Annotated in this window: 23 protein-coding genes; 15 read left to right on the top strand and 8 right to left on the bottom strand. The window is 71.3% G+C overall.

Annotation, left to right across the window (positions count from 1 at the left end):
• Position 1 precedes the first annotated feature (1 nt).
• The gene (locus tag ABEB03_RS14740) at positions 2 to 358 is read right to left on the bottom strand and encodes a DUF1844 domain-containing protein (RefSeq protein ID WP_028801570.1); all 357 of its coding nucleotides are present in this window, start codon (positions 356 to 358) and stop codon (positions 2 to 4) included.
• Between the two features lie 368 nt (positions 359 to 726).
• Between ABEB03_RS14740 and infC the strand changes: the two genes are divergently transcribed.
• The 10 genes from infC (at position 727) to ABEB03_RS14690 (ending at position 12021) form a co-directional block, all read left to right on the top strand.
• The gene (gene infC, locus ABEB03_RS14735; protein WP_345648304.1) at positions 727 to 1413 is read left to right on the top strand and encodes a translation initiation factor IF-3; all 687 of its coding nucleotides are present in this window, start codon (positions 727 to 729) and stop codon (positions 1411 to 1413) included.
• 152 nt (positions 1414 to 1565) lie between these two features.
• Positions 1566 to 1760, top strand: a complete 195-nt coding sequence (rpmI, locus tag ABEB03_RS14730) for a 50S ribosomal protein L35 (RefSeq protein WP_007829094.1) — start codon at positions 1566 to 1568, stop codon at positions 1758 to 1760.
• Positions 1761 to 1857: 97 nt separating this feature from the next.
• The gene (gene rplT, locus ABEB03_RS14725) at positions 1858 to 2241 is read left to right on the top strand and encodes a 50S ribosomal protein L20 (protein ID WP_016642495.1); all 384 of its coding nucleotides are present in this window, start codon (positions 1858 to 1860) and stop codon (positions 2239 to 2241) included.
• A gap of 200 nt (positions 2242 to 2441) precedes the next feature.
• Positions 2442 to 3302, top strand: a complete 861-nt coding sequence (locus tag ABEB03_RS14720) for a TrmH family RNA methyltransferase (RefSeq protein WP_345647631.1) — start codon at positions 2442 to 2444, stop codon at positions 3300 to 3302.
• Positions 3303 to 3353: 51 nt separating this feature from the next.
• The gene (locus tag ABEB03_RS14715) at positions 3354 to 4526 is read left to right on the top strand and encodes a sensor histidine kinase (protein ID WP_345647628.1); all 1173 of its coding nucleotides are present in this window, start codon (positions 3354 to 3356) and stop codon (positions 4524 to 4526) included.
• Between the two features lie 180 nt (positions 4527 to 4706).
• Entirely contained in the window at positions 4707 to 5831 is a 1125-nt protein-coding gene (gene pheS, locus ABEB03_RS14710; protein WP_028801566.1) for a phenylalanine--tRNA ligase subunit alpha, read from the top strand.
• Positions 5831 to 8335: a phenylalanine--tRNA ligase subunit beta gene (pheT, locus tag ABEB03_RS14705; RefSeq protein WP_345647623.1), complete on the top strand. Its 2505-nt coding sequence runs from the start codon at positions 5831 to 5833 to the stop codon at positions 8333 to 8335. Before pheS ends, pheT begins: the two co-directional genes overlap by 1 nt.
• Positions 8336 to 8769: 434 nt before the next feature.
• Positions 8770 to 9765 (top strand): PP2C family protein-serine/threonine phosphatase, encoded by a 996-nt coding sequence (locus ABEB03_RS14700; protein ID WP_345648301.1) that lies wholly within the window; start codon positions 8770 to 8772, stop codon positions 9763 to 9765.
• A gap of 252 nt (positions 9766 to 10017) precedes the next feature.
• Positions 10018 to 11358 (top strand): transcriptional regulator, encoded by a 1341-nt coding sequence (locus ABEB03_RS14695; protein WP_095933128.1) that lies wholly within the window; start codon positions 10018 to 10020, stop codon positions 11356 to 11358.
• A 117-nt stretch (positions 11359 to 11475) separates the two neighbouring features.
• Positions 11476 to 12021, top strand: coding sequence for an NUDIX hydrolase (locus tag ABEB03_RS14690; protein ID WP_165338362.1), 546 nt, complete (start codon positions 11476 to 11478; stop codon positions 12019 to 12021).
• Between the two features lie 27 nt (positions 12022 to 12048).
• Here ABEB03_RS14690 and ABEB03_RS14685 read toward each other — a convergent pair whose 3' ends face one another.
• Both ABEB03_RS14685 and ABEB03_RS14680 read right to left on the bottom strand, forming a co-directional pair.
• Positions 12049 to 12306, bottom strand: a complete 258-nt coding sequence (locus ABEB03_RS14685) for a hypothetical protein (protein ID WP_028801562.1) — start codon at positions 12304 to 12306, stop codon at positions 12049 to 12051.
• Between the two features lie 239 nt (positions 12307 to 12545).
• On the bottom strand, positions 12546 to 13406 hold the full coding sequence (locus ABEB03_RS14680) for a 3-hydroxybutyryl-CoA dehydrogenase (protein ID WP_345647611.1): 861 nt from the start codon (positions 13404 to 13406) through the stop codon (positions 12546 to 12548).
• Between the two features lie 169 nt (positions 13407 to 13575).
• Between ABEB03_RS14680 and ABEB03_RS14675 the strand changes: the two genes are divergently transcribed.
• Positions 13576 to 14856 (top strand): glycoside hydrolase family 10 protein, encoded by a 1281-nt coding sequence (locus tag ABEB03_RS14675; protein WP_345647608.1) that lies wholly within the window; start codon positions 13576 to 13578, stop codon positions 14854 to 14856.
• 21 nt (positions 14857 to 14877) lie between these two features.
• On the opposite strand, the gene ABEB03_RS14670 is transcribed toward ABEB03_RS14675, so the two are convergent.
• Both ABEB03_RS14670 and ABEB03_RS14665 read right to left on the bottom strand, forming a co-directional pair.
• Positions 14878 to 15081 carry a DUF1918 domain-containing protein gene (locus ABEB03_RS14670; protein ID WP_095933123.1) on the bottom strand — a complete coding sequence of 68 codons (204 nt, stop codon included), beginning with the start codon at positions 15079 to 15081 and terminating at the stop codon, positions 14878 to 14880.
• A 93-nt stretch (positions 15082 to 15174) separates the two neighbouring features.
• Positions 15175 to 16350 carry a DMT family transporter gene (locus tag ABEB03_RS14665; protein WP_425589235.1) on the bottom strand — a complete coding sequence of 392 codons (1176 nt, stop codon included), beginning with the start codon at positions 16348 to 16350 and terminating at the stop codon, positions 15175 to 15177.
• Between ABEB03_RS14665 and ABEB03_RS14660 the strand changes: the two genes are divergently transcribed.
• The 3 genes from ABEB03_RS14660 (at position 16349) to ABEB03_RS14650 (ending at position 18975) form a co-directional block, all read left to right on the top strand.
• A complete protein-coding gene (locus tag ABEB03_RS14660; RefSeq protein WP_345647602.1) occupies positions 16349 to 17785 on the top strand; it encodes an aminotransferase-like domain-containing protein in 1437 nt (478 codons plus the stop codon). The two genes, ABEB03_RS14665 and ABEB03_RS14660, sit on opposite strands and share 2 nt — an antisense overlap.
• A 117-nt stretch (positions 17786 to 17902) precedes the next feature.
• Entirely contained in the window at positions 17903 to 18340 is a 438-nt protein-coding gene (locus ABEB03_RS14655; protein WP_345647599.1) for a GNAT family N-acetyltransferase, read from the top strand.
• A 62-nt stretch (positions 18341 to 18402) separates the two neighbouring features.
• On the top strand, positions 18403 to 18975 hold the full coding sequence (locus tag ABEB03_RS14650) for a histidine phosphatase family protein (RefSeq protein WP_345647596.1): 573 nt from the start codon (positions 18403 to 18405) through the stop codon (positions 18973 to 18975).
• 135 nt (positions 18976 to 19110) lie between these two features.
• Here the strand turns inward: ABEB03_RS14650 and ABEB03_RS14645 are convergent, their stop codons facing one another.
• On the bottom strand, positions 19111 to 19563 hold the full coding sequence (locus ABEB03_RS14645) for a DUF6314 family protein (RefSeq protein ID WP_345647593.1): 453 nt from the start codon (positions 19561 to 19563) through the stop codon (positions 19111 to 19113).
• A gap of 137 nt (positions 19564 to 19700) precedes the next feature.
• Between ABEB03_RS14645 and ABEB03_RS14640 the strand changes: the two genes are divergently transcribed.
• Positions 19701 to 22181: an alpha-L-arabinofuranosidase C-terminal domain-containing protein gene (locus ABEB03_RS14640; RefSeq protein WP_345647590.1), complete on the top strand. Its 2481-nt coding sequence runs from the start codon at positions 19701 to 19703 to the stop codon at positions 22179 to 22181.
• Here ABEB03_RS14640 and ABEB03_RS14635 read toward each other — a convergent pair.
• Complete coding sequence (locus ABEB03_RS14635; protein WP_345647587.1) at positions 22168 to 22605, bottom strand: carboxymuconolactone decarboxylase family protein; 438 nt, start codon at positions 22603 to 22605, stop codon at positions 22168 to 22170. The genes ABEB03_RS14640 and ABEB03_RS14635 overlap by 14 nt on opposite strands.
• Complete coding sequence (locus tag ABEB03_RS14630; protein ID WP_345647584.1) at positions 22602 to 23021, bottom strand: MerR family transcriptional regulator; 420 nt, start codon at positions 23019 to 23021, stop codon at positions 22602 to 22604. Before ABEB03_RS14630 ends, ABEB03_RS14635 begins: the two co-directional genes overlap by 4 nt.
• Positions 23022 to 23146 lie beyond the last annotated feature (125 nt).

The following is a 23146-nucleotide window of genomic DNA, read 5'->3' as shown; positions in this document are numbered from 1 at the left end:
GTCAGCCGTAGACCGGGCCCGTGTACTTCTCGCCCGGACCCTGGCCCGGCTCGTCCGGGACGATCGACGCCTCGCGGAACGCCAGCTGGAGCGACTTCAGACCGTCGCGCAGCGGCGCCGCGTGGAACGAGCTGATCTCGGTCGCGCTCGCGTCGAGCAGCCCGGCCAGCGCGGTCACCAGCTTGCGCGCCTCGTCCAGGTCCTTGTGCTCGTCCCCCTCCTCGGTCAGACCGAGCTTCACGGCGGCGGCGCTCATCAGGTTCACGGCGACCGTCACGATCACCTCGACCGCCGGGACCTCGGCGATGTCGCGGGCCATGGTGTCGTAGTCGGGGGTCTGGGGAGGGGTGTCACTCATACCTGACACGATAGGCCCAGGTGCGCGGCCGTCCGCGCGGGGGAGCCCGGGACGCCCGGTTAGCGCGGGCCCCGGGGAGCTGCTAACCTTGTGTAACGACCGGTCGGACACGTATGTGCTCGACCCACAAGTGGAGGCTCCGATCTCCCACCTGACCGTCCTCCGGGGCGGCGGGTCACCCGGTCAGGCGGCCACCACCGTTCCGTACGGACGGTGGAGTCGCCCGATAGTGCGCCCCGCGGTTCACCGCGGCGGTGCTCCGGTAGTCATGGAGCCCCGCCTGTGTACCGTCCCGGGGCATTTTTCATGCCCCGCGGTGGTTGGTCCACGTGTCATCAGAGACATACGCGGCTGTCCGCCAGACCGCCGTGTGGTGCTACCGAGGAGGATCCATCAGCGCCGAGCCCCGCATCAACGACCGGATTCGCGTTCCCGAAGTGCGACTTGTCGGTCCCAGCGGCGAGCAGGTCGGGATTGTTCCGCTTGCCAAGGCCCTTGAGCTTGCTCAGGAGTACGACCTCGACCTCGTCGAGGTGGCGGCGAACGCTCGCCCGCCCGTCTGCAAGCTCATGGACTACGGGAAGTTCAAGTACGAGTCGGCCATGAAGGCCCGTGAGGCGCGCAAGAACCAGGCGCACACGGTCATCAAGGAGATGAAGCTCCGGCCGAAGATCGACCCGCACGACTATGACACGAAGAAGGGTCACGTCGTCCGGTTCCTCAAGCAGGGCGACAAGGTCAAGATCACGATCATGTTCCGTGGTCGCGAGCAGTCCCGGCCCGAGCTGGGCTACCGACTGCTGCAGCGTCTCGCGGAGGACGTCCAGGACCTCGGTTTCGTCGAGTCGAACCCGAAGCAGGACGGCCGGAACATGATCATGGTTCTCGGTCCGCACAAGAAGAAGACCGAGGCGATGGCCGAGGCCCGTGAGGCCCAGGCGGCCCGCAAGGCGGAAGCGAAGGCCAACCCCGGTCGCTCGCAGAACGCCGCCGAGGTCGAGACCGAGACCGAGACCGCGGTCGAGGCTCCGGCCGAGGCTTCCGCCGAGGCCTGATCCCAGGACCCACGCCCCGGGGGCGCTCAGGACGGGAGTCCGAGCCGCCCGGGACAGCAGTCCGGGGATGTCAATCGATACATATGACGTTCCATCGTGCCCGGTTTCACGACCGGGCACCGGAACGCCACTGACGAGGAGATAACGGCGCTATGCCGAAGAACAAGTCGCACAGCGGTGCCAGCAAGCGCTTCAAGGTCACCGGCTCCGGCAAGGTGCTCCGTGAGCGCGCCGGCAAGCGCCACCTGCTCGAGCACAAGTCGTCCCGTCTGACGCGTCGCCTCACCGGCAACGCCGAGATGGCCCCGGGCGACGCCAAGAAGATCAAGAAGCTTCTCGGCAAGTGACGCACCGGCGCCTCGGCGCCGCGCGTCTGGACCGGGACCCAATCGATTTCGGGCCGTGTGACGACCACCACGGCCCCGCTACAAGGAGTTAAACAAAGTGGCACGCGTCAAGCGGGCAGTAAACGCCCACAAGAAGCGCCGGGCGATCCTGGAGCAGGCCTCCGGATACCGCGGTCAGCGTTCGCGCCTGTACCGCAAGGCCAAGGAGCAGGTCACCCACTCGCTGGTCTACAACTACAACGACCGCAAGAAGCGCAAGGGCGACTTCCGTCAGCTGTGGATCCAGCGCATCAACGCCGCTGCCCGCGCCAACGGCATCACGTACAACCGCTTCATCCAGGGTCTGAAGGCCGCGAACATCGAGGTCGACCGCAAGATCCTCGCGGAGCTGGCCGTCAACGACGCCAACGCGTTCGCCGCGCTCGTCGAGGTCGCGCAGAAGGCGCTGCCGTCGGACGTCAACGCGCCGAAGGCCGCGTGACGCTGCACCGGCTCTAGGCCGGTGCGACCGGAGGACCCGCAGGCCCGAGGCCTGCGGGTCCTGCTGCGTCCGGACGGGCGGCGGCCCGTGCGCGCGTGCGGCCGGACACGTCGTGCACACGGCGGCCCGCATCCCGGCAGACACCCGTCGACCGCGGGCCCGCGCCCGACAAGTACCCGTGAACTTCCGAAGGTGAGCCCATGCCTTTTGCCGCCCCCGAGCTGATCTCCCCGCGTTCGCCCCGCGTCCTGGCCGCGCGGCGGCTGGCCAAGCGGAACTTCCGGGGCAAGGAGCAGCTGTTCCTCGCCGAGGGCCCGCAGGCCGTGCGGGAGGCGGCGGCCCACCGGGCGCACGGTCGGGCCACCCTCGTGGAACTCTTCGCGACCGTCGAGGCGGCGGAGCGGTACGCCGACATCATCAGCGAGGCCCGGGACGCCGGCGCCCGTGTGCACCTCGCGGACGAGACGGTGATCGCCGACATCTCGACCACCGTGACCCCGCAGGGAATCGTCGGCGTCTGCCGGTTCCTCGACACCCCCTTCGAGGACATCCTCGAAGCCCGGCCCAGGCTCGTCGCCGTCCTCGCCCACGTCCGCGACCCCGGGAACGCCGGCACCGTGCTGCGGTGCGCCGACGCGGCCGGCGCCGAGGCCGTCGTCCTGACCGACGCCTCCGTGGACCTGTACAACCCCAAGGCCGTGCGCGCCTCGGTCGGCTCGCTGTTCCACCTCCCCGTCGCGGTCGGCGTGCCCGTGGAGCGGGCCGTGCAGGGCCTCCAGGACGCCGGGGTACGGATCCTCGCCGCGGACGGCGCGGGCGACGACGACCTCGACGACGAGCTGGACAAGGGCACCATGGGCGGCCCCACCGCCTGGGTGTTCGGGAACGAGGCCTGGGGGCTTCCGGAGGAGACCCGGGCGCTGGCCGACGCCGTCGTGCGCGTACCCATCCACGGAAAGGCCGAGAGCCTGAACCTCGCCACGGCCGCCGCCGTATGTCTCTACGCGTCCGCCCGTGCACAGCGCGCCTCCGGAGGGTGCCGCTCCGTCACCGACAGCTAGTAGGGTGACGGGCTCGGGGGCCCTGCGCCAGACGAGAGGTGGGGTACGGGGATGAGTGTCGGCACGAGCGGTGCGCAGAAGGCGCCGCGAGCACGAGAGGTGCGCGGCACACCCACGTCCCGGCACGGCGACCCCACCACCGGACGTGTCCCGGCCGACCTCGGCGTCGACCCCGACGATCTGCCCGACGGGCTCGTGGTGGCCGACGAGCACGGCGTGGTGATCTGCTTCAACGCCGCCGCGGCCCGGATCACCGCGGTCCCCGCCGCCGACGCGCTCGGACGCAGGCTCGACACGGTGCTCCCGCTGGAGGACCTGGAGGGCCGCAGATGGTGGCAGCTGACCGACCCGTACGGCGGTCTCGCGATCCGCAACGCCCAGCCCGAGCGCAATCTGCTGCTGCCCGGGGCGCGCGAGGTCCTCGTCTCCGCGCGCTACGTGCGGACGCGCCCCACCGGCCCCGTGCACCGCGTCGTCGTCTCCCTCCGTGACACCGAGGCCCGCCGCCGCACCGAGCGCAGCCACGCCGAACTGATCGCGACGGTCGCCCACGAGCTGCGTTCGCCGCTGACCTCCGTCAAGGGCTTCACCGCGACGCTGCTGGCGAAGTGGGAGCGGTTCACGGACGACCAGAAGAAGCTCATGCTGGAGACCGTCGACGCCGACGCGAACCGGGTCACCCGGCTCATCGCCGAACTGCTCGACATCTCCCGCATCGACTCGGGCCGTCTCGAGGTGCGCCGCCAGCCCGTCGACATCGGTGCCGCCGTCGGCCGGCACATCCAGGCGTACGTCGCCTCGGGCCAGTCGGCCGACCGCTTCCTGCTGCGCATCGAGCAGCCGCTGCCCGCCCTGTGGGCCGACCCGGACAAGATCGACCAGGTGCTCAGCAACCTGCTCGAAAATGCCGTGCGTCACGGCGAGGGAACCGTCACCATTGATCTGGCACCCTCGGTGTCCCCGCACGAGCGGGAGGACGGCGAGAACACCGCCACGTCGGTCACGGTGAGCGACGAGGGCACCGGCATCCCGGAGGAGTCCATGAACCGCGTCTTCACCCGCTTCTGGCGGGGCAGCAAGCGCGGCGGCACCGGTCTGGGGCTCTACATCGTCAAGGGCATCGTCGAAGCCCACGGCGGCACCATCACGGTCGGCCGCGCCCCCGGCGGCGGCGCCGAGTTCCGATTTACGTTGCCCGTGGGCACCCCGGCGCATCTCCTCTGACGCCGAAGAGGCCCCACGGGCGCACGCATGAGGGGGCCACCCCTTGGACTGCGCGTCCAAGGCTGTCTCCCACCCCGTTAGACTCGGCCTTTGGCACCTTTGCGTCCCCGTTTCAGGGACGACGCGTCCCCCGAGTCGGGACGGGGACCCTCAGCCAGCCAACCGGAAGCACGGGAAGAGATGTCGGCACCGAATAAGTCGTACGACCCTGTAGAGGTCGAGGCCTTGAAACCGGAAGAGATCGAGCGCATGCGGGACGAGGCGCTCGCCGCCTTCGCGGCCGCCGGTGACCTCGACGCGCTCCAGGAGGCCAAGGTCGCCCACACCGGCGGCACCTCGCCGCTGGCCCTCGCCAACCGCGAGATCGGCGCCCTGCCCCCGCACGCCAAGGCCGACGCCGGCAAGCGCGTGGGCCAGGCCCGCGGCGCCGTGAACAAGGCCCTCGCCGCACGCCAGGCCGAGCTGGAGGCCGAGCGCGACGCCCGCGTCCTGGTCGAGGAGGCGGTGGACGTCACGCTGCCCTACGACCGCGTACCGGCCGGCGCCCGCCACCCGCTGACCACCATGATGGAGCGGGTCGCCGACGTCTTCGTGTCCATGGGATACGAGGTCGCCGAGGGCCCCGAGGTCGAGGCGGAGTGGTTCAACTTCGACGCCCTGAACTTCGGCCCGGACCACCCCGCCCGGCAGATGCAGGACACCTTCTTCGTCGAGGGCCCCAAGGGCGACCACGGCGAGTCCGGTGTCGTCCTGCGGACGCACACCTCGCCCGTGCAGGCCCGCGCCATGCTCGACCGCGAGCCGCCCGTCTACATCGTCTGCCCCGGCCGTGTGTACCGCACGGACGAGCTCGACGCCACGCACACCCCGGTCTTCCACCAGATCGAGCTGCTGGCCATCGACGAGGGCCTGACCATGGCCGACCTCAAGGGCACCCTGGACCACATGGTCCAGTCGCTCTTCGGCTCGGACATGAAGACCCGGCTGCGCCCGAACTACTTCCCCTTCACCGAGCCGTCCGCCGAGATGGACATGCTCTGCTACGTCTGCAAGGGCGAGTCCGTCGGCAACCCCGACCGCCCCTGCCGGACCTGCTCCTCCGAGGGCTGGATCGAGCTCGGCGGCTGCGGCATGGTCAACCCGCGGGTGCTCGTCGCCTGCGGCGTCGACCCGGTGAAGTACAGCGGATTCGCCTTCGGGTTCGGCATCGAGCGGATGCTGATGTTCCGCCACAACGTCGAAGACATGCGAGACATGGTCGAGGGTGACGTCCGGTTCACCCGGCCGTTCGGGATGGAGATCTGATGCGGGTCCCGCTTTCTTGGCTGCGGGAGTACGTCGACCTGCCGGCGACGGAGACCGGGCGCGACGTCCAGGCCAAGCTCATTTCGGCAGGCCTGGAGGTCGAGACCGTCGAGCAGCTCGGCGCCGACCTCAAGGGCCCCCTCGTCGTCGGCCAGGTGCTGACCATCGAGGAACTGGAGGGCTTCAAGAAGCCCATCCGCTTCTGCACCGTCGACGTCGGCACGGCCAACGGCACCGGTGAGCCCCAGGAGATCGTCTGCGGCGCCCGCAACTTCGCGGTCGGCGACAAGGTCGTCGTGGTGCTGCCGGGCGCCGTCCTGCCCGGCAACTTCGCCATCGCCGCGCGCAAGACGTACGGCAAGACCTCGCACGGCATGATCTGCTCCGGCGACGAGCTGGGCATGGGCGACGACGGCAGCGGCGGCATCATCGTGCTGCCGCCCGAGATCGAGGTCGGCACCGACGCGATCGAGCTGCTCCAGCTCGTCGACGAGGTCCTCGACATCGCGGTCACACCCGACCGCGGCTACTGCCTCTCGCTGCGCGGCATCGCCCGCGAGGCCGCCATCGCGTACGGCCTGCCGCTGCGCGACCCGGCGCTCCTCGACGTACCGGCCCCGAACGCGTTCGGCTACCCGGTGCAGGTCGGCGACCCGGCCGGCTGCGACCGCTTCACGGCGCGCACGGTGACCGGTCTCGACCCCGAGGCCCGCTCCCCGATCTGGCTCCGGCGCCGCCTGCAGAAGGCGGGCATGCGCCCGATCTCGCTCGCCGTCGACATCACCAACTACGTGATGCTGGAGCTCGGCCAGCCCCTGCACGCCTACGACCGCTCCCGCGTCCAGGGCGCGATCGGTGTGCGCCGCGCCGAACAGGGCGAGAAGCTCACCACCCTCGACGGCGTCAAGCGCACCCTCGACGCCGAGGACCTGGTGATCACCGACGACCGCGGTCCCATCGGCCTCGCGGGCGTCATGGGCGGCGCCAACACGGAGATCGACGACACCGAGGGCACCACCACCGAGGTCGTCGTCGAGGCCGCGCACTTCGACGCGATCTCGATCGCGCGGACGGCCCGCCGTCACAAGCTGGCCTCCGAGGCGTCCAAGCGCTTCGAGCGCGGTGTCGACCCGCAGGCCGCGTCCGCCGCGGCGCAGCGGACCGTCGACCTGCTCGTGCTGCTGGCCGGCGGTACCGCCGACGCCGGCGTCACCGAGGCCATCGCGCCGTTCGCGCCGCACACCATCACCATTCCGGCGAACCACCCGGACAAGGTCGCGGGCGTCGACTACGGCCGCGAGACCGTCGTCCGCCGTCTCCAGCAGGTCGGCTGCGACGTCTACGGGCAGGACGAGCTGATCGTCACCGTGCCGTCCTGGCGGCCCGACCTGACCGACCCGAACGACCTGGCCGAAGAGGTCATCCGGCTGGAGGGCTACGAGAACCTGCCCTCCACGCTGCCCAAGCCCCCGGCGGGCCTCGGCCTCACCGGCCGGCAGCGCCTGCACCGCCGTATCGGCCGCGCCCTGGCGGGTGCCGGATACGTCGAGGCACTGAACTACCCGTTCATCGGCGAGCACGTCTTCGACCAGTTCGGCCTCGCCGCCGACGACCCGAAGCGGAAGGTCGTCAAGCTGGTCAACCCGCTCTCCGACGAGGAGCCCGCGCTCCGTACGACGCTGCTGCCGGGCCTGCTCGGCGCGCTGCGCCGCAACGACGGCCGCGGCAGCCACGACCTGGCGCTCTTCGAGACCGGTCTGGTCTTCCACCCGCAGCGGGAGCTGCGCGTCGCGGGACGGCTGCCGGTCGACCGCCGTCCCACGGACGAGGAGATCGCGTCGCTCACCGCCGCGCTGCCCTTCCAGCCCCGGCACGCCGCCGTCGTCCTCGCGGGCGCCCGCGAGCAGGCCGGCTGGTGGGGCAAGGGCCGCCCGGCCGACTGGGCGGACGCCGTCGAGGCCGCGCGCATCCTGGCCCGCGAGGCGGGGACCGAACTCCTCGTCCGCTCCGGTCAGTACGGGCCGTGGCACCCGGGCCGCTGCGCCGAGCTCGCCGTCCTCGTCGACGGCACCGAGAAGGTCATCGGATACGCCGGTGAGCTGCACCCCGGCGTTCTGAAGACCCTGGGCCTGGCCCCGCGCACCTGCGCGATGGAGCTGGACCTGGACGCGCTGGAGGAGGCGAGCGCGGGCCTGCCCAAGGGCCCGAAGATCTCCACCTTCCCGGTCGCCACGCAGGACGTCGCGCTGGTGGTCTCCCGCGAGATCCCGCACGCCGACGTCGAGGCCGCGCTGCGCGAGGGCGCGGGTGAGCTCCTGGAGTCCATCCGGCTCTTCGACGTCTACGAGAGCGAGCAGCTCGGCGAGGACAAGAAGTCCCTCGCCTATGCGCTGCGGTTCCGTGCCACCGACCGCACCCTGACCGTCGACGAGGCCTCCGCGGCCCGCGACGCGGCCGTCGCCCTGGCGGCCGAACGCACCGGGGCGGTGCTGCGCGGGGCGTGAGCCCGGCACAGTCGAGGGCGTGATGAGGGGTACATCCGGTAGTCCGGATGTACCCCTCACTCTTTGGGGTGACAACTCCGGGCGATCTGGCCCGATCGGGGCATGCGGTCGAAAGAATCGGACCGGTCTCTCGGAGGCCTTCTGTGCTGTCAGGGCCTATTGGGGGGCCAATCGGCATGATCCGTATCAAGGCTGGGGCTCCCCGCAGGGCGAAGCCCCGGACGCATTCGCGGGTGCTGGAGCGGGCGGGCCTGGGGCCGCGGGGCAGGGGCGATCGACTGCGAGCCGGACTCACCCGGGCCGTGCGGCGAAGAGGGCCCCGGACCGGCCGGGGGCATGTCGCGTACGCGGGCACCGAGACGACGGTCCGCCGCGACGGGCGGCACCCGCTGCGCCGGGTGCTGAGCCTGGGGCTGCCCACCGTCTGGGGCGCGATGGCGATCACGTACAAGATGGCCTGCCCGCTCGCGCAGGAGGACGGGCTGGGCGCGCGAATCGTCACCAGCGCGGTGTTCTTCGCGGTGGGCACGGGCCTGATACTGCACGTCAGGGGCGCGCTGCTGCGAGAGCTGCGGCAGATCCGCAAGGTCGCGGGCGCCACCCAGAACGTGCTGTTGCGCCCCCTGCCCTCGTGCATCGACGGGCTGAACGTCGCGGCGGCACAACTGTCCGCCGACCGCGGCGCGAACGTGGGCGGCGACCTGTACGAGGTGATCGCCACCGAGCACGGGGTACGGATCGTCATGGGCGACGTCCGGGGCCACGGCATCGGTGCCATCGGCACCGTCGCCGCCGTCCTCGGCAGCTTCCGCGAGGCCGTGCACGACGAGCCGGAACTCGGCTCCGTCCTCGAGCGGCTGGAACGCGCGCTGGCCCGGTACCTGCGTGAGCGGGCCAGGGCCGAGCACCCCTCGGCAGGGACCGATCCGGACAGTCCGGTCGCCGAGGAGTTCGTCACCGTGCTGCTGCTGGAGATCCGCCGCGACGGAGACGTGTACGCCCTCAACTGCGGCCATCCCTGGCCGTATCTGCTGCGCAGTCACACGGAACGGGCGGGTGCGCGCGGTGTCGTCGAGCGGCTGTCCACGAGCGAACCCCTGCCGCCGCTCGGGCCGTTCCCGCTGCCGGCCGAGCTGCCCGCCGAGCACTGCGGTCGACTGCTGCCGGGGGAAGGTCTCTTCCTGTACACCGACGGGGTGGAGGACGCGCGCGACGGGCACGGCCGCTTCTTCCCGTTGCAGGCCGTGCTCGCCGACATGGTCCGTGTCCAGCCCGCCTCACCTCGATCCGTCCTGCGTGGTGTGCTCACCCGGGTCCTGCGCCATGCCGGCGGAACGCCCGCCGACGACGTCGCGTTGCTCGTGCTGCGCAACGACCGCCGACGCGTCCCTGTGCAACAGGGCGCCTCCGTCGCCCAGCAGGTGACCTGACGCCGCGGCGTGCGCCGTCCGCCCCGCCACGGAGTGTCGGGCAGGCAGCTGGGCGGACGGCGCGGAAGCGGGCCGCCGCACTGTACGAGGGGGAGCCGGCGGCCCGGCCGGCCTCTTGCGAGGCATTTCAGTCAACCGGCCAGAAACGCTCTGCGACAGCGCGCGCACTGCCCGGATACGGGCATTCCTTTCACACCCCGTGTGAAAGCGGACGCACTACTCTGACGGCACCGAGCCACCCGGGGGGCCTCCATGCAGCCCAACACACTGCTCGACGCGATACTCGACGAGGCCGGCATCTCGCACGCGGGACTCGCCGCCCATGTCAATCAGGCGGGCAGAGCACGTGGACTCGCGCTGCGGTACGAACACACGGCCGTGGCGCGCTGGTTGAAGGGGCAGCGTCCCCGCGGCCAGGTACCCGACCTGATCTGCGAGGTGCTCGCGGGCCGGCTGCACCGGCCCGTCACGCTCGACGACATCGGACTTGGCGTGCCCGGTGAACCGGCCACTCCGCACGGCACCTCGCTGTCCGGCTTCGTGGAACGGGCCACCGCCCTGTGGCGCTCCGACGAGCAGCAGCGCCCGCACATACTCGGCGCGCCCGCCGTCACCGGTACGCCCGCCGTGATGCCGGTGTGGGAGTGGGAGAACCCGCCCGAGGACGTGGACGTCTCGCGGGGCGGACGGCACCGCGTCAGCATGGCGGACATCGACATGCTGCGGGCGGCCCGCGCCCACTACGAGCAGATGTATCGCAAGGCGGGCGGCATCGCGACCCGCACCCGGATCGTCGGGTTCCTCAACTCCGAGACGGCACCGCTGCTGCGCGGCAGCTACACCGACGCCACCGGCCGCCAGTTGCACCGTGCCACGGGCGGCCTGGTCGCCATCGCGGGCATCTGCGCCTACGACTCCGACGCGCACGGACTCGCCCAGCGCTACTTCCACCAGGCGCTGCGCCTGGCGAAGGCCAGTGGGGACAGGGGACTCGGGGCCTACGTCATAGCCCTGCTGGTCAACCAGTCGCTGTTCATGCGTGAGTACCGGCAGGCCGTGGCCTTCGCCGAGGCCGCGCTGCGCGCCGCCGGGCGGCACATCACGCCGGCGCTCGCCTCCGACCTCTACGCGATGCAGGCGAAGGCGTACGCACACCTCGGTGACGGCAGCAGTGCGCTGTCCTGCATACGGCGTGCCGAGCAGGCCGCCGAGCGCATCCGGCGCGGGTACGAGCCCGACGAGACCGGCTATGTCCAGCCGGGCCTGGTCAACGTGCAGGTGGCGGAGGCCCTGCTCAGCCTCGGCGACCTGGTGGCGGCGGGGGAGCACGCCGCGGCAGCCGTCGACAACCCGGCGCACGACCGGGGGCGGGTGCACCGGCTGGCGATGCTCAGCCAGATCGAGCTGCGCCAGGGCAACGCCGACAAGGCGGTGGCCACCGCCGTTCAAATGGCCGAACAGGCGCGGGGGATGGAGTCCCAGCGGCTGCGCGACAGACTGCGCGCGGTGCGCGAGCACCTGGTGCGCAGCGGCTGCGCGGGCACGGCCGAGGCCGCCGAGCTCATCGACGGGGCATTGCGCGTACCGCTGTAGGGAAGGCGTCACGAAAAGGTTCGACCGCCGCTGCACCGTGCCCCGACCGCCGTGAGCCTGCTGTCAGGACGCTCCTGCTGCGATATTGCCATCTACTCGGCGGAAGGTGGCAGAACCGTGCAGTGGACGAAACAGAACGAACAAACTGTGTACGCAAACCGCTGGTTCAGCGTCAATCTCGCAGATGTGGAGCTGCCGGACGGTCGGCACCTCGATCACTTCTTGATACGGCTGCGGCCCGTGGCCGTGGCCACTGTGGTGAATGAGGCCAACGAAGTGCTGCTCCTGTGGCGGCACCGCTTCATCACCGACAGCTGGGGATGGGAGCTTGCGGCGGGTGTCGTCGAGGACGGCGAGGACATCGCCGTCGCGGCGGCCCGCGAACTGGAGGAGGAGACCGGCTGGCGGCCGGGACCCCTGAGGCATCTGATGAGCGTCGAGCCCTCCAACGGGCTCACCGACGCCCGGCACCACATCTACTGGGCCGACGAGGGTGCGTACATCGGACACCCCGTGGACGACTTCGAGTCCGACCGTCGGGAGTGGGTTCCCCTGAAGCTCGTCCCCGACATGGTCGCCCGCGGCGAGGTCCCGGCCGCCAACATGGCTGCCGCACTGCTCCTTCTGCACCATCTCAGGCTCGGGCAGGACGCCTTGCCCTGATCCGTCCCCCCCACGGCGTCCGGGGACCTAGTGGCCCAGAGCCTGCCAGACCGCCACGGCCAGCGCGCCCACGGCCGCGAGGACGGCGAGGGTGGGCAGTGGCCAGCGGGTGTGTTCGAGGGCGACGACCCGTGCGCTCAGGTCGTCGAGATCCTTGGCGGTCTGGTCGTCGCGCTGAGTGAGCAGTGCCAGGCCCCCCTCTATGCGAGTGAGCCCCACTTCGAGGGACCGGCGTAACTCTGCGAGTTCCCCTGGGACCACGGGATGCTCGGGGTCGGCGGTCACGAGTCCGCTCCTTTCCGTAGTCGTGCCATCCCTTACATGCGCACGGAAAGTCAACTCGCCTGGTGGACGCGTGGGGAGCGTGTGCGACGGGCATATGCGGGCCCGGCGCGCACACGGTGTGTGAATGGCGCGGGCCCGGCACCGAAAAGGGTGCCGGGCCCGCGCGAGCCGATACTCGTGATCAGCTCACGATCCGTAGTCGGCCAGGGGTGTCGGCCGTGGACCGTGCAGTCCCGTTGTCAGGCGTAGGTGTAGAAGCCGGATCCCGACTTCCGGCCCAGGCGACCCGCGTCCACCATGCGCTGGAGCAGCGGGGGAGCGGCGTACAGCGGCTCCTTGTACTCCTCGTACATCGAGTGGGCGACCGAGGCGACCGTGTCGAGGCCGATCAGGTCGGACAGCTTGAGCGGGCCCATCGGGTGGGCGCAGCCGAGCTCCATGCCGTTGTCGATGTCCTCGCGGCTCGCGATGCCCGACTCGAACATCCGGATCGCCGACAGGAGGTACGGGATGAGCAGCGCGTTGACCACGAAGCCCGAGCGGTCCTGGGCGCGGATGGCGTGCTTGCCGACCGCCTTCTCGGCGAACAGCTGAGCCCGGCTGAGGGTGCCCTCGGAGGTGGTCAGCGCCGGGATCAGCTCGACGAGCTTCTGGACCGGCGCCGGGTTGAAGAAGTGGATGCCGATGACCTGGTCGGGCCGCGAGGTGGCGACCGCGAGCTTCACCAGCGGAATCGAGGAGGTGTTGGAGGCCAGGATCGCGTCGGGCCGTGTCACCACCTGGTCGAGGACCTGGAAGATCTCGGTCTTGACCTGCTCGTTCTCGACGACGGCCTCGATCACCAGGTCGCGGTCGGCGAACTCGCCGAGGTCCGTGGTGAAGCTGAGCCGGTCCTGGGTGGCCTTGAGCTCCTCCTCGGAGATCTTCCCGCGCTCGGCGGCCTTGGAGAGGGAGTTGAAGAGCCGGGTACGGCCGATCTCCAGGGCTTCGCCGGTGGTCTCGGCGACCTTGACGTCCAGACCGGCGCGGGCGCACACCTCGGCAATGCCCGCACCCATCTGCCCGCAGCCCACCACTCCGACGCGTTCGATGTCGGTCACATCGTCCCCTTCGCTGATCTGCACGGCCGGCAGGACCTCCGTGTTTCGGTGCCTGCTCCGAACGTGCACGTTACCGCCAAGTATCGATGATCGATCGTCGGGGTCCGGCATCCTGGGGCGAAATGGCGGTCCGTGACGGCGCGGACCGGGTGCGTGAAGGGATGCGGAGATGGGGCTGCTGTCGCGCCGGACGTTCGCGGCGACCGCGGTGGCGGCACTGTCGGGACTGGCCGCCCAGGGGGACGCCGGGGCCGGCGTGGAGCCCGCCCCGGCCCCGAGGCCGGCTCCGACACGGCCTCACCGGACGGCGGGCGAGTTCCGCGGCATGTGGCTGGCCACGGTCTCCAACCGCGACTGGCCCTCGCGCGGCGGACTGAGCCGCGACCAGCAGCGCGCCGAGCTCCTCGACCGTCTCGACACGGCCGTACGGCTGAGACTGAACACGGTGATGTTCCAGGTGCGCCCCGCGGCGGACGCGCTGTGGCCCTCGCCGTACGAGCCGTGGTCCGAGGTCCTCACCGGCGTCCAGGGCCAGGACCCCGGCTGGGACCCGCTGGACACCGCGGTCCGCGAGGCGCACGTACGCGGTCTGGAACTGCACGCCTGGTTCAACCCGTACCGCGTCGCGAATCACACCGACCCGGCCCGGCTGGCCCCCGCGCATCCCGCCCGCAGACACCCCGACTGGATCGTGCCGTACGGCGGGCGGCTCTACTACAACCCCGGACTGCCGCAGGTCCGGGCCTTCGTGCAGGACGCGATGCTCGACGCGGTGCGCAGATACCCGGTCGACGCCGTCCACTGGGACGACTACTTCTATCCGTATCCAGTCGACGGCGAGGCCTTCGACGACGACGCGGCGTACGCGGAACACGGCGCGGACTTCCCGGACCGGGCCTCCTGGCGGCGTCACAACATCGACCGGCTGGTGCGGGAGATGTCGGAGGCCCTCGCGCGCACCCGGCCCGCCGCGGACTTCGGGATCAGCCCCTTCGGGGTGTGGCGCAACACGGCGACCGACCCGCTCGGATCGGCGACGGCGGCCCACATCCAGACGTACGACGACCTGCACGCCGACACCAGGAAGTGGGTCAGGGAACAGTGGATCGACTACATCTGTCCCCAGCTCTACTGGAACATCGGCTTCGCCGACGCGGACTACGCCGAGCTGCTGCCCTGGTGGGCGGACGTCACCCGGGGCACACGCGTGCGGCTCTACGTCGGGGAGGCGCTGTACAAGGCCGGAGCACCGGGGCAGCCCGAAGCCTGGCGGGACCCGGCCGAACTCTCCCGGCACCTCACCCTCGCCGGTGACTGCGCCGAGGTGCGCGGGCACGCCTTCTTCTCGGCGACGGAGGCCGGCTCCGACCGCATCGGCGCGATGGCGCGGGTCGTCGCCGACCACTACCAGCGGTCGGCGACACCTCCGCGGCGAGGGCGCCGGGCGTGAGAGCCGATGGTCACTGCTGCCTCAGGTCCTTTGCTGCCTCATGTCCTTGTGGCGGATCTCGGAGTCGGGGCCCGGTGAGCACACGGCCTCGTGCCCGTCCTCGAATCGCACGCGGTACGGGGGAGCGCCCTGCGCTCCCATCACCTCGGTGATCTCCGCGACCTTGTCGTGCTGACCGACAACCCTGCCGTGCTGCACAAGCTGGTCGCCCTTGTTTGCACGCATCTGAACGGTCTCCTCGTCGTGTACGGGAGTGTGCGGTCCGTGGCCGCAAGTCTACGGCTGGTGGCGCCGGTTGGACCGGCCCGTGCGTGCCGGTCAGCTCCGCGCCCGCTGGGTGAGCGCGATGCAGACCAGAACGGCGGCGGCCGTCAGGGGTGCGGCCGGTGTGAGCTGCTCGCCCAGGAGCAGTACCGACCACACCAGTGTGAGCAGCGGCTGCGCCAGCTGCAACTGGCTGGCCTTCGGAATCCCGATGGACGCCATACCCCGGTACCAGACGACCAGACCGAGGAACTGCGAACCGGCCGCCACCCACAGCAGACCCGTCACGCTGTGCGCGGTCAGCCGGACCGGCTCGTGGGACAGCGCGACCAGCATGCCCGGCAGGGTGAGCGGCAGGCACAGGACCAGCGCCCAGCCGACGACGTGCCAGCCGGGCATGACCCGGGCGAGCCGGCCGCCCTCCGTGTAGCCCACCGCGCAGATCAGCAGCGCGCCGAAGAGATAGGCGTCCGCGCCGGTCAGGGCGCCGCCGCTCTGCTGCACGGTGAACGCGATCACCGCCGCCGCTCCCGCGAGGGCGGCGCACCAGAACATCCGCGAGGGCCGCGCGCCGGTGCGCAGCGTGGAGAACAGCGCGGTCGTCAGCGGCAGCAGCCCCACCACCACGGCGGCGTGCGCGGTGGTCGAGGTCTCCAGGGCGAGCGTCGTCAGCAGGGGGAAGCCGAGCACGACGCCGGCGCCCACGACGGCGAGCCCCGCCCAGTGCCGGCGGCCCGGCAACGGCACCCGCAGCGCCACCAGGCAGCCGCCGGCGATCACCGCCGCCAGCACACTGCGGACGGCCACGAGGGACCAGGGGCCGAAGCCCTCCAGGCCCCAGGCGGTGGCCGGAAAGGTGAGAGAGAAGGCGGTGACGCCGAGGGCGGCCTGGAGGGTGCCTCCGCGGCGGGCCGCGCGGCCGGCTCCGCCGCCGGCGGGGGGCGCGCTGCGGTCCGTGGGCGTGCGGCGGGCGTCGGTTCCGCCCGGCAGCCGGTCCCGGCCCGCGGCGGTGGACGTGCTCCCGGCGGCAGCGGTGGAGGTGACGGCGGACGTGCTTCCGGCGGTAGCGGTGGCGGTGGTGCCTGCCGCGGCGACGGGACCGGCCGGGCGGTCGTCCCGGGCGGTCGCGGTGCCGCTGTCCGTGACCTGGTGGCCGTCTCCGGCGGCGCCGGTCCCGGCGGTGGTGACCGCTATCGGGGTTTCGGCAGTAGCGCTATCCTGTGCTCTCATGCAAGAGCGTAGCAGTGTGGCCGAGCTGGCGAATCAGCTGCGGCGAGAACTCGACCGCTACTCGCCAGGTGGAAAGCTGCCGTCGAGTCGCGCGCTCGTCGAGCGGTTCCGCGTCAGCCCGGTGACCGTGTCACGGGCACTGGCGCAGCTCGCCGCCGAAGGGCTCGTCGTCACCCGCCCCGGCGCGGGGGCGTTCCGCGCCCGGCCGCGCGCCGCCGCCGGGCCCACCGGGGACACCTCATGGCAGGAGGTGGCGCTCAGCGCCGACGCGGCCGCCGAACTCGTACCGCGCACGGTGGACGCGTCCGGAGTCCTGGTCTCCCTGGACGCCCCGGCGCCCGGCGTCGTCGAGTTCAACGGCGGCTATCTGCATCCCTCGCTCCAGCCCGAGCGGGCGATGGGCGCGGCCCTGTCCCGGGCGGGGCGCCGACCCGGCGCCTGGTCGCGGCCGCCCATGGAGGGACTCGCGGACCTGCGTGAATGGTTCGCGCGGGGCATCGGCGGCGCGATCACCGCGGCCGAGGTGCTCGTCACCGCGGGCGGCCAGTCGGCGCTGACCACCGCCCTGCGCGCGCTCGCACCGCCCGGCGCACCCGTGCTCGTCGAGTCACCCACGTATCCGGGCATGCTGGCGATCGCCCGCGCGGCCGGGCTGCGGCCCGTGCCGGTACCCGTCGACGCCGACGGCGTGAAGCCCGCCCTGCTCGCCGACGCCTTCGCGGCGACCGGCGCGCGGGTCTTCGTCTGCCAGCCGCTGTTCCAGAACCCGACCGGCGCCGTCCTCGCCCCCGAGCGCCGGGGCGAGGTGGTGCGCATCGCGCGTGACGCCGGCGCCTTCGTCGTCGAGGACGACTTCGTGCGGCGCCTCGTGCACGAGGACAGCGGTCCGCTGCCGCGCCCGATGGCAGCCGAGGACCCCGACGGGGTCGTCGTGCACGTCGGGTCCCTGACCAAGGCGACCTCGCCGAGCTTCCGGGTCGCCGCGCTCGTGGCGCGCGGTCCGGTCCTGGAGCGGTTGCGCGCCATCCAGATCGTCGACAGCTTCTTCGTGCCGCGCCCGTTCCAGGAGGCCGCGCTCGAACTCGTCGGCTCGCCCGCCTGGCCGCGTCATCTGCGCTCCCTGTCGGCCGAGCTGAAGGCGCGCCGCGACGCGATGGCCTCCGCGCTGCGGCTGCGACTGCCCGAACTCGCCCTGCCTCACGTCCCGTCCGGCGGCTACCACCTCTGGCTGCGGCTGCCCGACGGCATGGACGAGGCCACGCTGGTCGCAGCGGCCCTGCGCAGCGGCGTGGCCGTCACGCCCGGCCGTCCCTACTTCAGCGCCGAACCCCCGGCCGCGCACCTCCGGTTGAGCTTCGCGGCGGTCGCGAACGCGGAGGAGATCGCCGAGGGCGTACGCAGGCTCCGGGCCGCCTGTGACGAGGTGCTCGGCTGACGGCCGGCGCGGGCCCGCGCCGACCGGGTGGAACGGAGCCTCGGCCGTCTCCGGCAACAGGGCGGAGGGACGAAAACGGCTCGACGCCCCGGGCCCGTCACTGCGACCCTCCCCGCCATGAGCGATGTGCACCCCCTCCCCGAGGGCTACGAGATATCCGCCGACACCACCCGGATCGATGTCGACCGTGTCCACCGGTGGCTGTCCGCGGACGCGTACTGGGCGCTCGGCCGCCCCCGTGAGAAGCAGGACCGCGCGATCGCGGGATCGCTCAACTTCGGTGTGTACGAGGAGGCGTCCGGCGAGCAGGTCGCCTACGCCCGGGTGGTGACCGACGAGGCCACCTTCGCGTGGCTCTGCGACGTCTACGTCGCCCCCTCGGCACGCGGCAGGGGACTGGGAACCGCGCTGGTCGCAGCGGTCCGCGAGCACCTCGGCCCGCTCGGGCTGCGCCGCGTCCTGCTCGCCACGCACGACGCGCACGGTGTCTACGCGAAGCTGGGTTTCACGCCGCTCGACCGGCCGGACCAGTGGATGGCGCTGATGCTTCGGTAAGTCCGCGTATACCTTGCGTAACGGCCCTTGACCTGCGGAGTCCCGCGTTCCACGATCTGCCCATGCATCTTCGGGTCACGTTCGTCGCCGCCGCGCGCAGCTCCTCGCTGCTCGCGGAGCGCTTCGAGGACGACAGGCCGTTGGACCAGGCGGGCTGGGACGAGGTGCAGCGTTCGGCCGCCGGGCTGGTGCCGCTGGCGGCGTCCGAGCTGCGCTACTGCTCACCGACCCCCCGCAGCAGGGCAACCGGCGACGCCCTCGGCTACGCGCCCCTCGTTCAGCTCGCGCTGCGCGACTGCGACATGGGCCGCTGGCGCGGCTTCACGCTCGGTGAGGCGATGGCCCGCGAGCCCGACGCCGTGGACGCCTGGCTCGCCGACCCGCGCTCGGCCCCGCACGGCGGCGAGTCCCTGCTGGGCTTCATCCAGCGTGTCGGCGGATGGCTCGACACCCGGCCCGTCGACGACGGGAGCCGTATCGTCGCGGTGGCCGAGCCGTCGGTGGTGCGCGCCGCCCTCGTCTACGCGCTCAGGGCCCAGCCGTCGACGTACTGGAACATCGACGTGCGCCCCTTGTCGACCGTCACTCTCACCGGCAACAACCGCCGCTGGAACATGCGCCTGGAGGCTGCCTAGCAACGCGTGCAGCGCTGACTCCGCCCCTGGGCAGGGGACCCCGGCGTTCACGTGCGTGCGCCGACCCGGTCCGTTCGTCGCACCCCGGCACCCCGGCACACCGCTTTTGGGCGGTCACTCCCCTCTGTTGGGCGGTCAGTCCCCTCGCGCATAGTCCGTGGTCAGAACCAGGTCCTTGGCCGGCCCCCCGACCCGCCACACCGTGCGCCAGCGGTCCGACGCGAACACCGAGAACTCGCCCCGGTAGAGGTCGGCGGAGCAGGGATGGTCGGCGGTGTGCCGGCCGGTCGTCAGATCCAGGTCGTGGAAGGGGCGGCCGTCGGAGAACTGTACGAGGGCGGCAGCCGGGATTGCCCCCGGCAGGAACCGCAGCGTCCGCTCGGCGGGCCGGGCGACGCCCTGCCAGGTGAACGTGCCCGACTCGTGGTGCAGCAGTCCCGCGTGTTCCGCACCCTCCGGTGGTCCGAAAACCGTCGTACCGGTGAAGTGCCCCTCCGCGCCGCTCGCGAGGTCGCGCACGGTGCGCCTCACCCGCCAGCTCCCGGCCAGGTACGAGAGCACATCCGGCACTGGCCAGAACTCGCCCATGGTGTCCCGCTCTCCGTCCCGTGCGACGCCGCGCGACCCATTGACGCGCTCCTGCCCCCTCCCTATCTTGCCGTTCGAAGTGCTGATCGATGTCCGACATTTCGAACAACTCCACACCACAGAGCCGCGGAGTATTCATGTCATCCACCCGCACCCGCTGGAGACTCGGACTCACCGCCACCGCCCTCCTGGTGGCCTCCACCGTCGTCCCGGGACCGGCGCGAGCCGACGCGGACGACGTCACCGACTACGCGATCACCGTGCACCCCGAGCGGTCCGACGCGAAGATCGACGACACCATGTACGGCGTCTTCTTCGAGGACATCAACCGCGCCGCGGACGGCGGCCTCTACCCCGAGCTCGTGCAGAACCGGTCGTTCGAGTACAGCACCGCCGACAACTCCTCCTACACGCCACTCACCTCGTGGACCGTCTCCGGTACCGCCCGCGCCGTCAGCGACGACGGACGCCTCGACGCCCGCAACCGCACCTACCTCGCCCTGGACGGCGGCTCGTCCGTCACCAACGCGGGCTACAACACCGGCATCAGGGTCGAGAGCGGCAAGGCGTACGACTTCTCGGTGTGGGCCCGCGCCGACGCGAGCACGCCCCTCACCGTGACGTTGCGGGACGCCGAGGGCACGCTCGCCGAGGCCCGCCGGCTCACGGTGCGCGGCGGCTGGGCCCGGTACCGGGCGCGATTCACACCCGACCGCACCACCAGCACCGGCCGCCTCGCCGTCGCCGCCGAGGGCGCCGTCGCGCTGGACATGATCTCGCTGCTGCCCCGCGACACCTACAAGGGGCACGGTCTGCGCAAGGATCTCGCCGAGAAGATCGCCGCCCTCCATCCGGGCTTCGTGCGCTTCCCGGGCGGCTGCCTCGTCAACACCGGCAGCATGCAGGGGTACGACGAGGCGTCCGGCTACCAGCGCAAGCGCGCGTACCAGTGGAAGGACACCGTCGGCCCGGTCGAGCAGCGCGCCACCAACGCCAACTTCTGGGGATACAACCAGAGTTACGGGCTCGGCTACTACGAGTACTTCCAGTTCGCCGAGGACGTCGGCGCGATGCCGCTGCCCGTGGTGCCCGCACTCGTCACCGGCTGCGGCCAGAACAAGGCCGTCGACGACGACACCCTGCTCCAGCGGCACATCCAGGACACCTTGGACCTCATCGAGTTCGCCAACGGGCCGGTGACGAGCGAGTGGGGCGCGCGACGCGCCCGCATGGGCCACCCCCGGCCCTTCCACCTCACCCACCTGGAAGTGGGCAACGAGGAGAACCTGCCCCGCGAGTTCTTCACCCGCTTCGAGAAGTTCCGCACCGCCGTCGAGGCCGCGTACCCCGACGTCACGGTGATCTCGAACGCCGGCCCCGACGACTCCGGAAGCACCTTCGACACGGCCTGGCAGCTCAACAGGGACGCGAACGTCGACATGGTCGACGAGCACTACTACAACAGCCCGCAGTGGTTCCTGCAGAACAACGACCGCTACGACTCCTACGACAGGAACGGCCCCAAGGTCTTCCTCGGCGAGTACGCCTCCGGCGGCAACACCTTCAAGAACGCCCTCTCCGAAGCCGCGTACATGACCGGCCTGGAGCGCAACGCGGACGTCGTGAAGCTCGCCTCGTACGCCCCGCTGCTCGCAAACGAGGACTACGTGCAGTGGCGTCCGGACATGATCTGGTTCAACAACCACGCCTCCTGGGGTTCGGCCGACTACGAGGTGCAGAAGCTCTTCATGAACAACGTCGGCGACCGCGTCGTACCGTCGACCGCCACCGGCACACCCACGCTGAACGGACCCCTCTCGGGCGCCGTCGGCCTGTCGACCTGGGCGACCACGGCGGCGTACGACGACGTGTCGGTCACCGGAGCCGACGGCGGCACGCTGCTCGGCGACGACTTCGGCGGCGACGCCTCGCAGTGGACCCACACGGGCGGCGGCAGCTGGAGCGTGCAGGACGGGCAGTACGTGCAGACCGACGTGGCCGCCGAGAACACCATGGTCACGGCGGGCGACCCGGCCTGGCACGACTACGACCTGCACGTGAAGGCCATCAAGAAGTCAGGAAAGGAGGGCTTCCTCGTCGCCTTCGGCGTCAAGGACACCGGGAACTACTACTGGTGGAACCTGGGCGGCTGGAACAACACCACCTCCGCGGTCGAACAGGCCGTGGACGGCGGCAAGTCGTCGCTGATCTCCAAGCCCGGCTCGATCGAGACGGGCCGCGCCTACGACGTCGACATCAAGATCCGCGGACGCCAGGTGACCCTCTACCTGGACGGCCAGGAGTGGGGGAGCTTCACCGACGACAAGCCCGCCGAGCCGTTCCGCCAGGTCGTCACGCGGGACGCGAAGAGCGGCGACGTCGTCGTCAAGGTGGTCAACGCCCAGGCGGCGGCGGCCCGTACGGCCATCGACCTCGGTGGTGCGAAGGTCGCCCCCGAGGCCCGGGTGACCACTCTCGCGGCCGGGCCCGAGGCGGTGAACTCGGAGACGGCCACGCCGGTCGCTCCGGTGACGTCGACCCTCGAAGGGGTCGCCGACAGGTTCACGTACACCTTCCCGGCGAACTCCGTCACCTTCCTGCGGATCAGGCAGAGGTAGCGGCGGTCGGCGTGGGCTGCTGCCCGACGGGCAGCAGCCCACGCTCGGCGAACACCTTCTTCGCGACCAGCGTCGCGTTCAGCGCCTTCGGTATTCCGCAGTACACCACCGAGTGCAGCATCGCCTCGACGATCTGCTCGGGCGAAAGCCCCACGTTCAGCGAGGCGTTGACGTGCACTTCGAGCTGGGGCTCGCAGCCGCCGAGGGCGGTGAGCATGCCGATCGTCACCAACTGGCGGTCGCGCGCGACGAGCCCGGGCCGGTCGTAGATGTCGCCGAAGGCCCACGCGACGATCTGGTGGCCGAGTTCGGGGCTGATGTCGGAGAGCGAGTCGACGACCCGCTGCCCGACCTCGCCGTCGACCCGCTTCAGGACGCCCATGCCGTGCTCGAAACGCTCTTCGCGGGTGGTGGCGTCGTTCATGTCTCGTCGTCCGTTCCCGGCTGCTCGAGCAGCCGTTCGTAGTGGTCGATCTTGTCGTCGAGGGCGGCCGCGTTGCGGCTCAGCGCGCGCATCCGGTCCGCGAGGTCGGCGCGGTGCGCGCGGAGCATCACCAGCCGGTCGGGGACGGTGGTCCCGCCCCGCGAGCGCAGCTCGGCGAACCGCTGCATGTCCGCGATCGACATGCCCGTCCCGCGCAGCCGGATCAGGAAGTCCAGCCAGGCCAGGTCGGCCGCCGCGTAGCGCCGCTGGTTCCCCGAGGTCCGGCCGACCCGTTTGATGAGGCCGGCCTTCTCGTAGTACCGCAGCGTGTCGTGCGAGAGGCCGGTGCGCTCCACGACCTCTGCGATCGTGAGCGTCGGCTCCTGGCCGCCCGGGAGGGGCTGTCCGCTGGTCATGACAAGACCGTAGAACCTGGAGCGCGCTCCAGGTCAAGCGCCATCGGTGATCACCTCCGACGGGCCGGCCGCAAGGCTTCGGGACGGGCGGGCGCGTGCTCGGCACCACCCCTCGCCGAGACCGC

The organism is Streptomyces siamensis, from assembly GCF_039543605.1.
Classification (GTDB): Bacteria; Actinomycetota; Actinomycetes; order Streptomycetales; family Streptomycetaceae; genus Streptomyces; species Streptomyces siamensis.
Note: the sequence above shows the minus strand (reverse complement) of the source record. Positions and strands in the feature narration are given on the sequence as shown.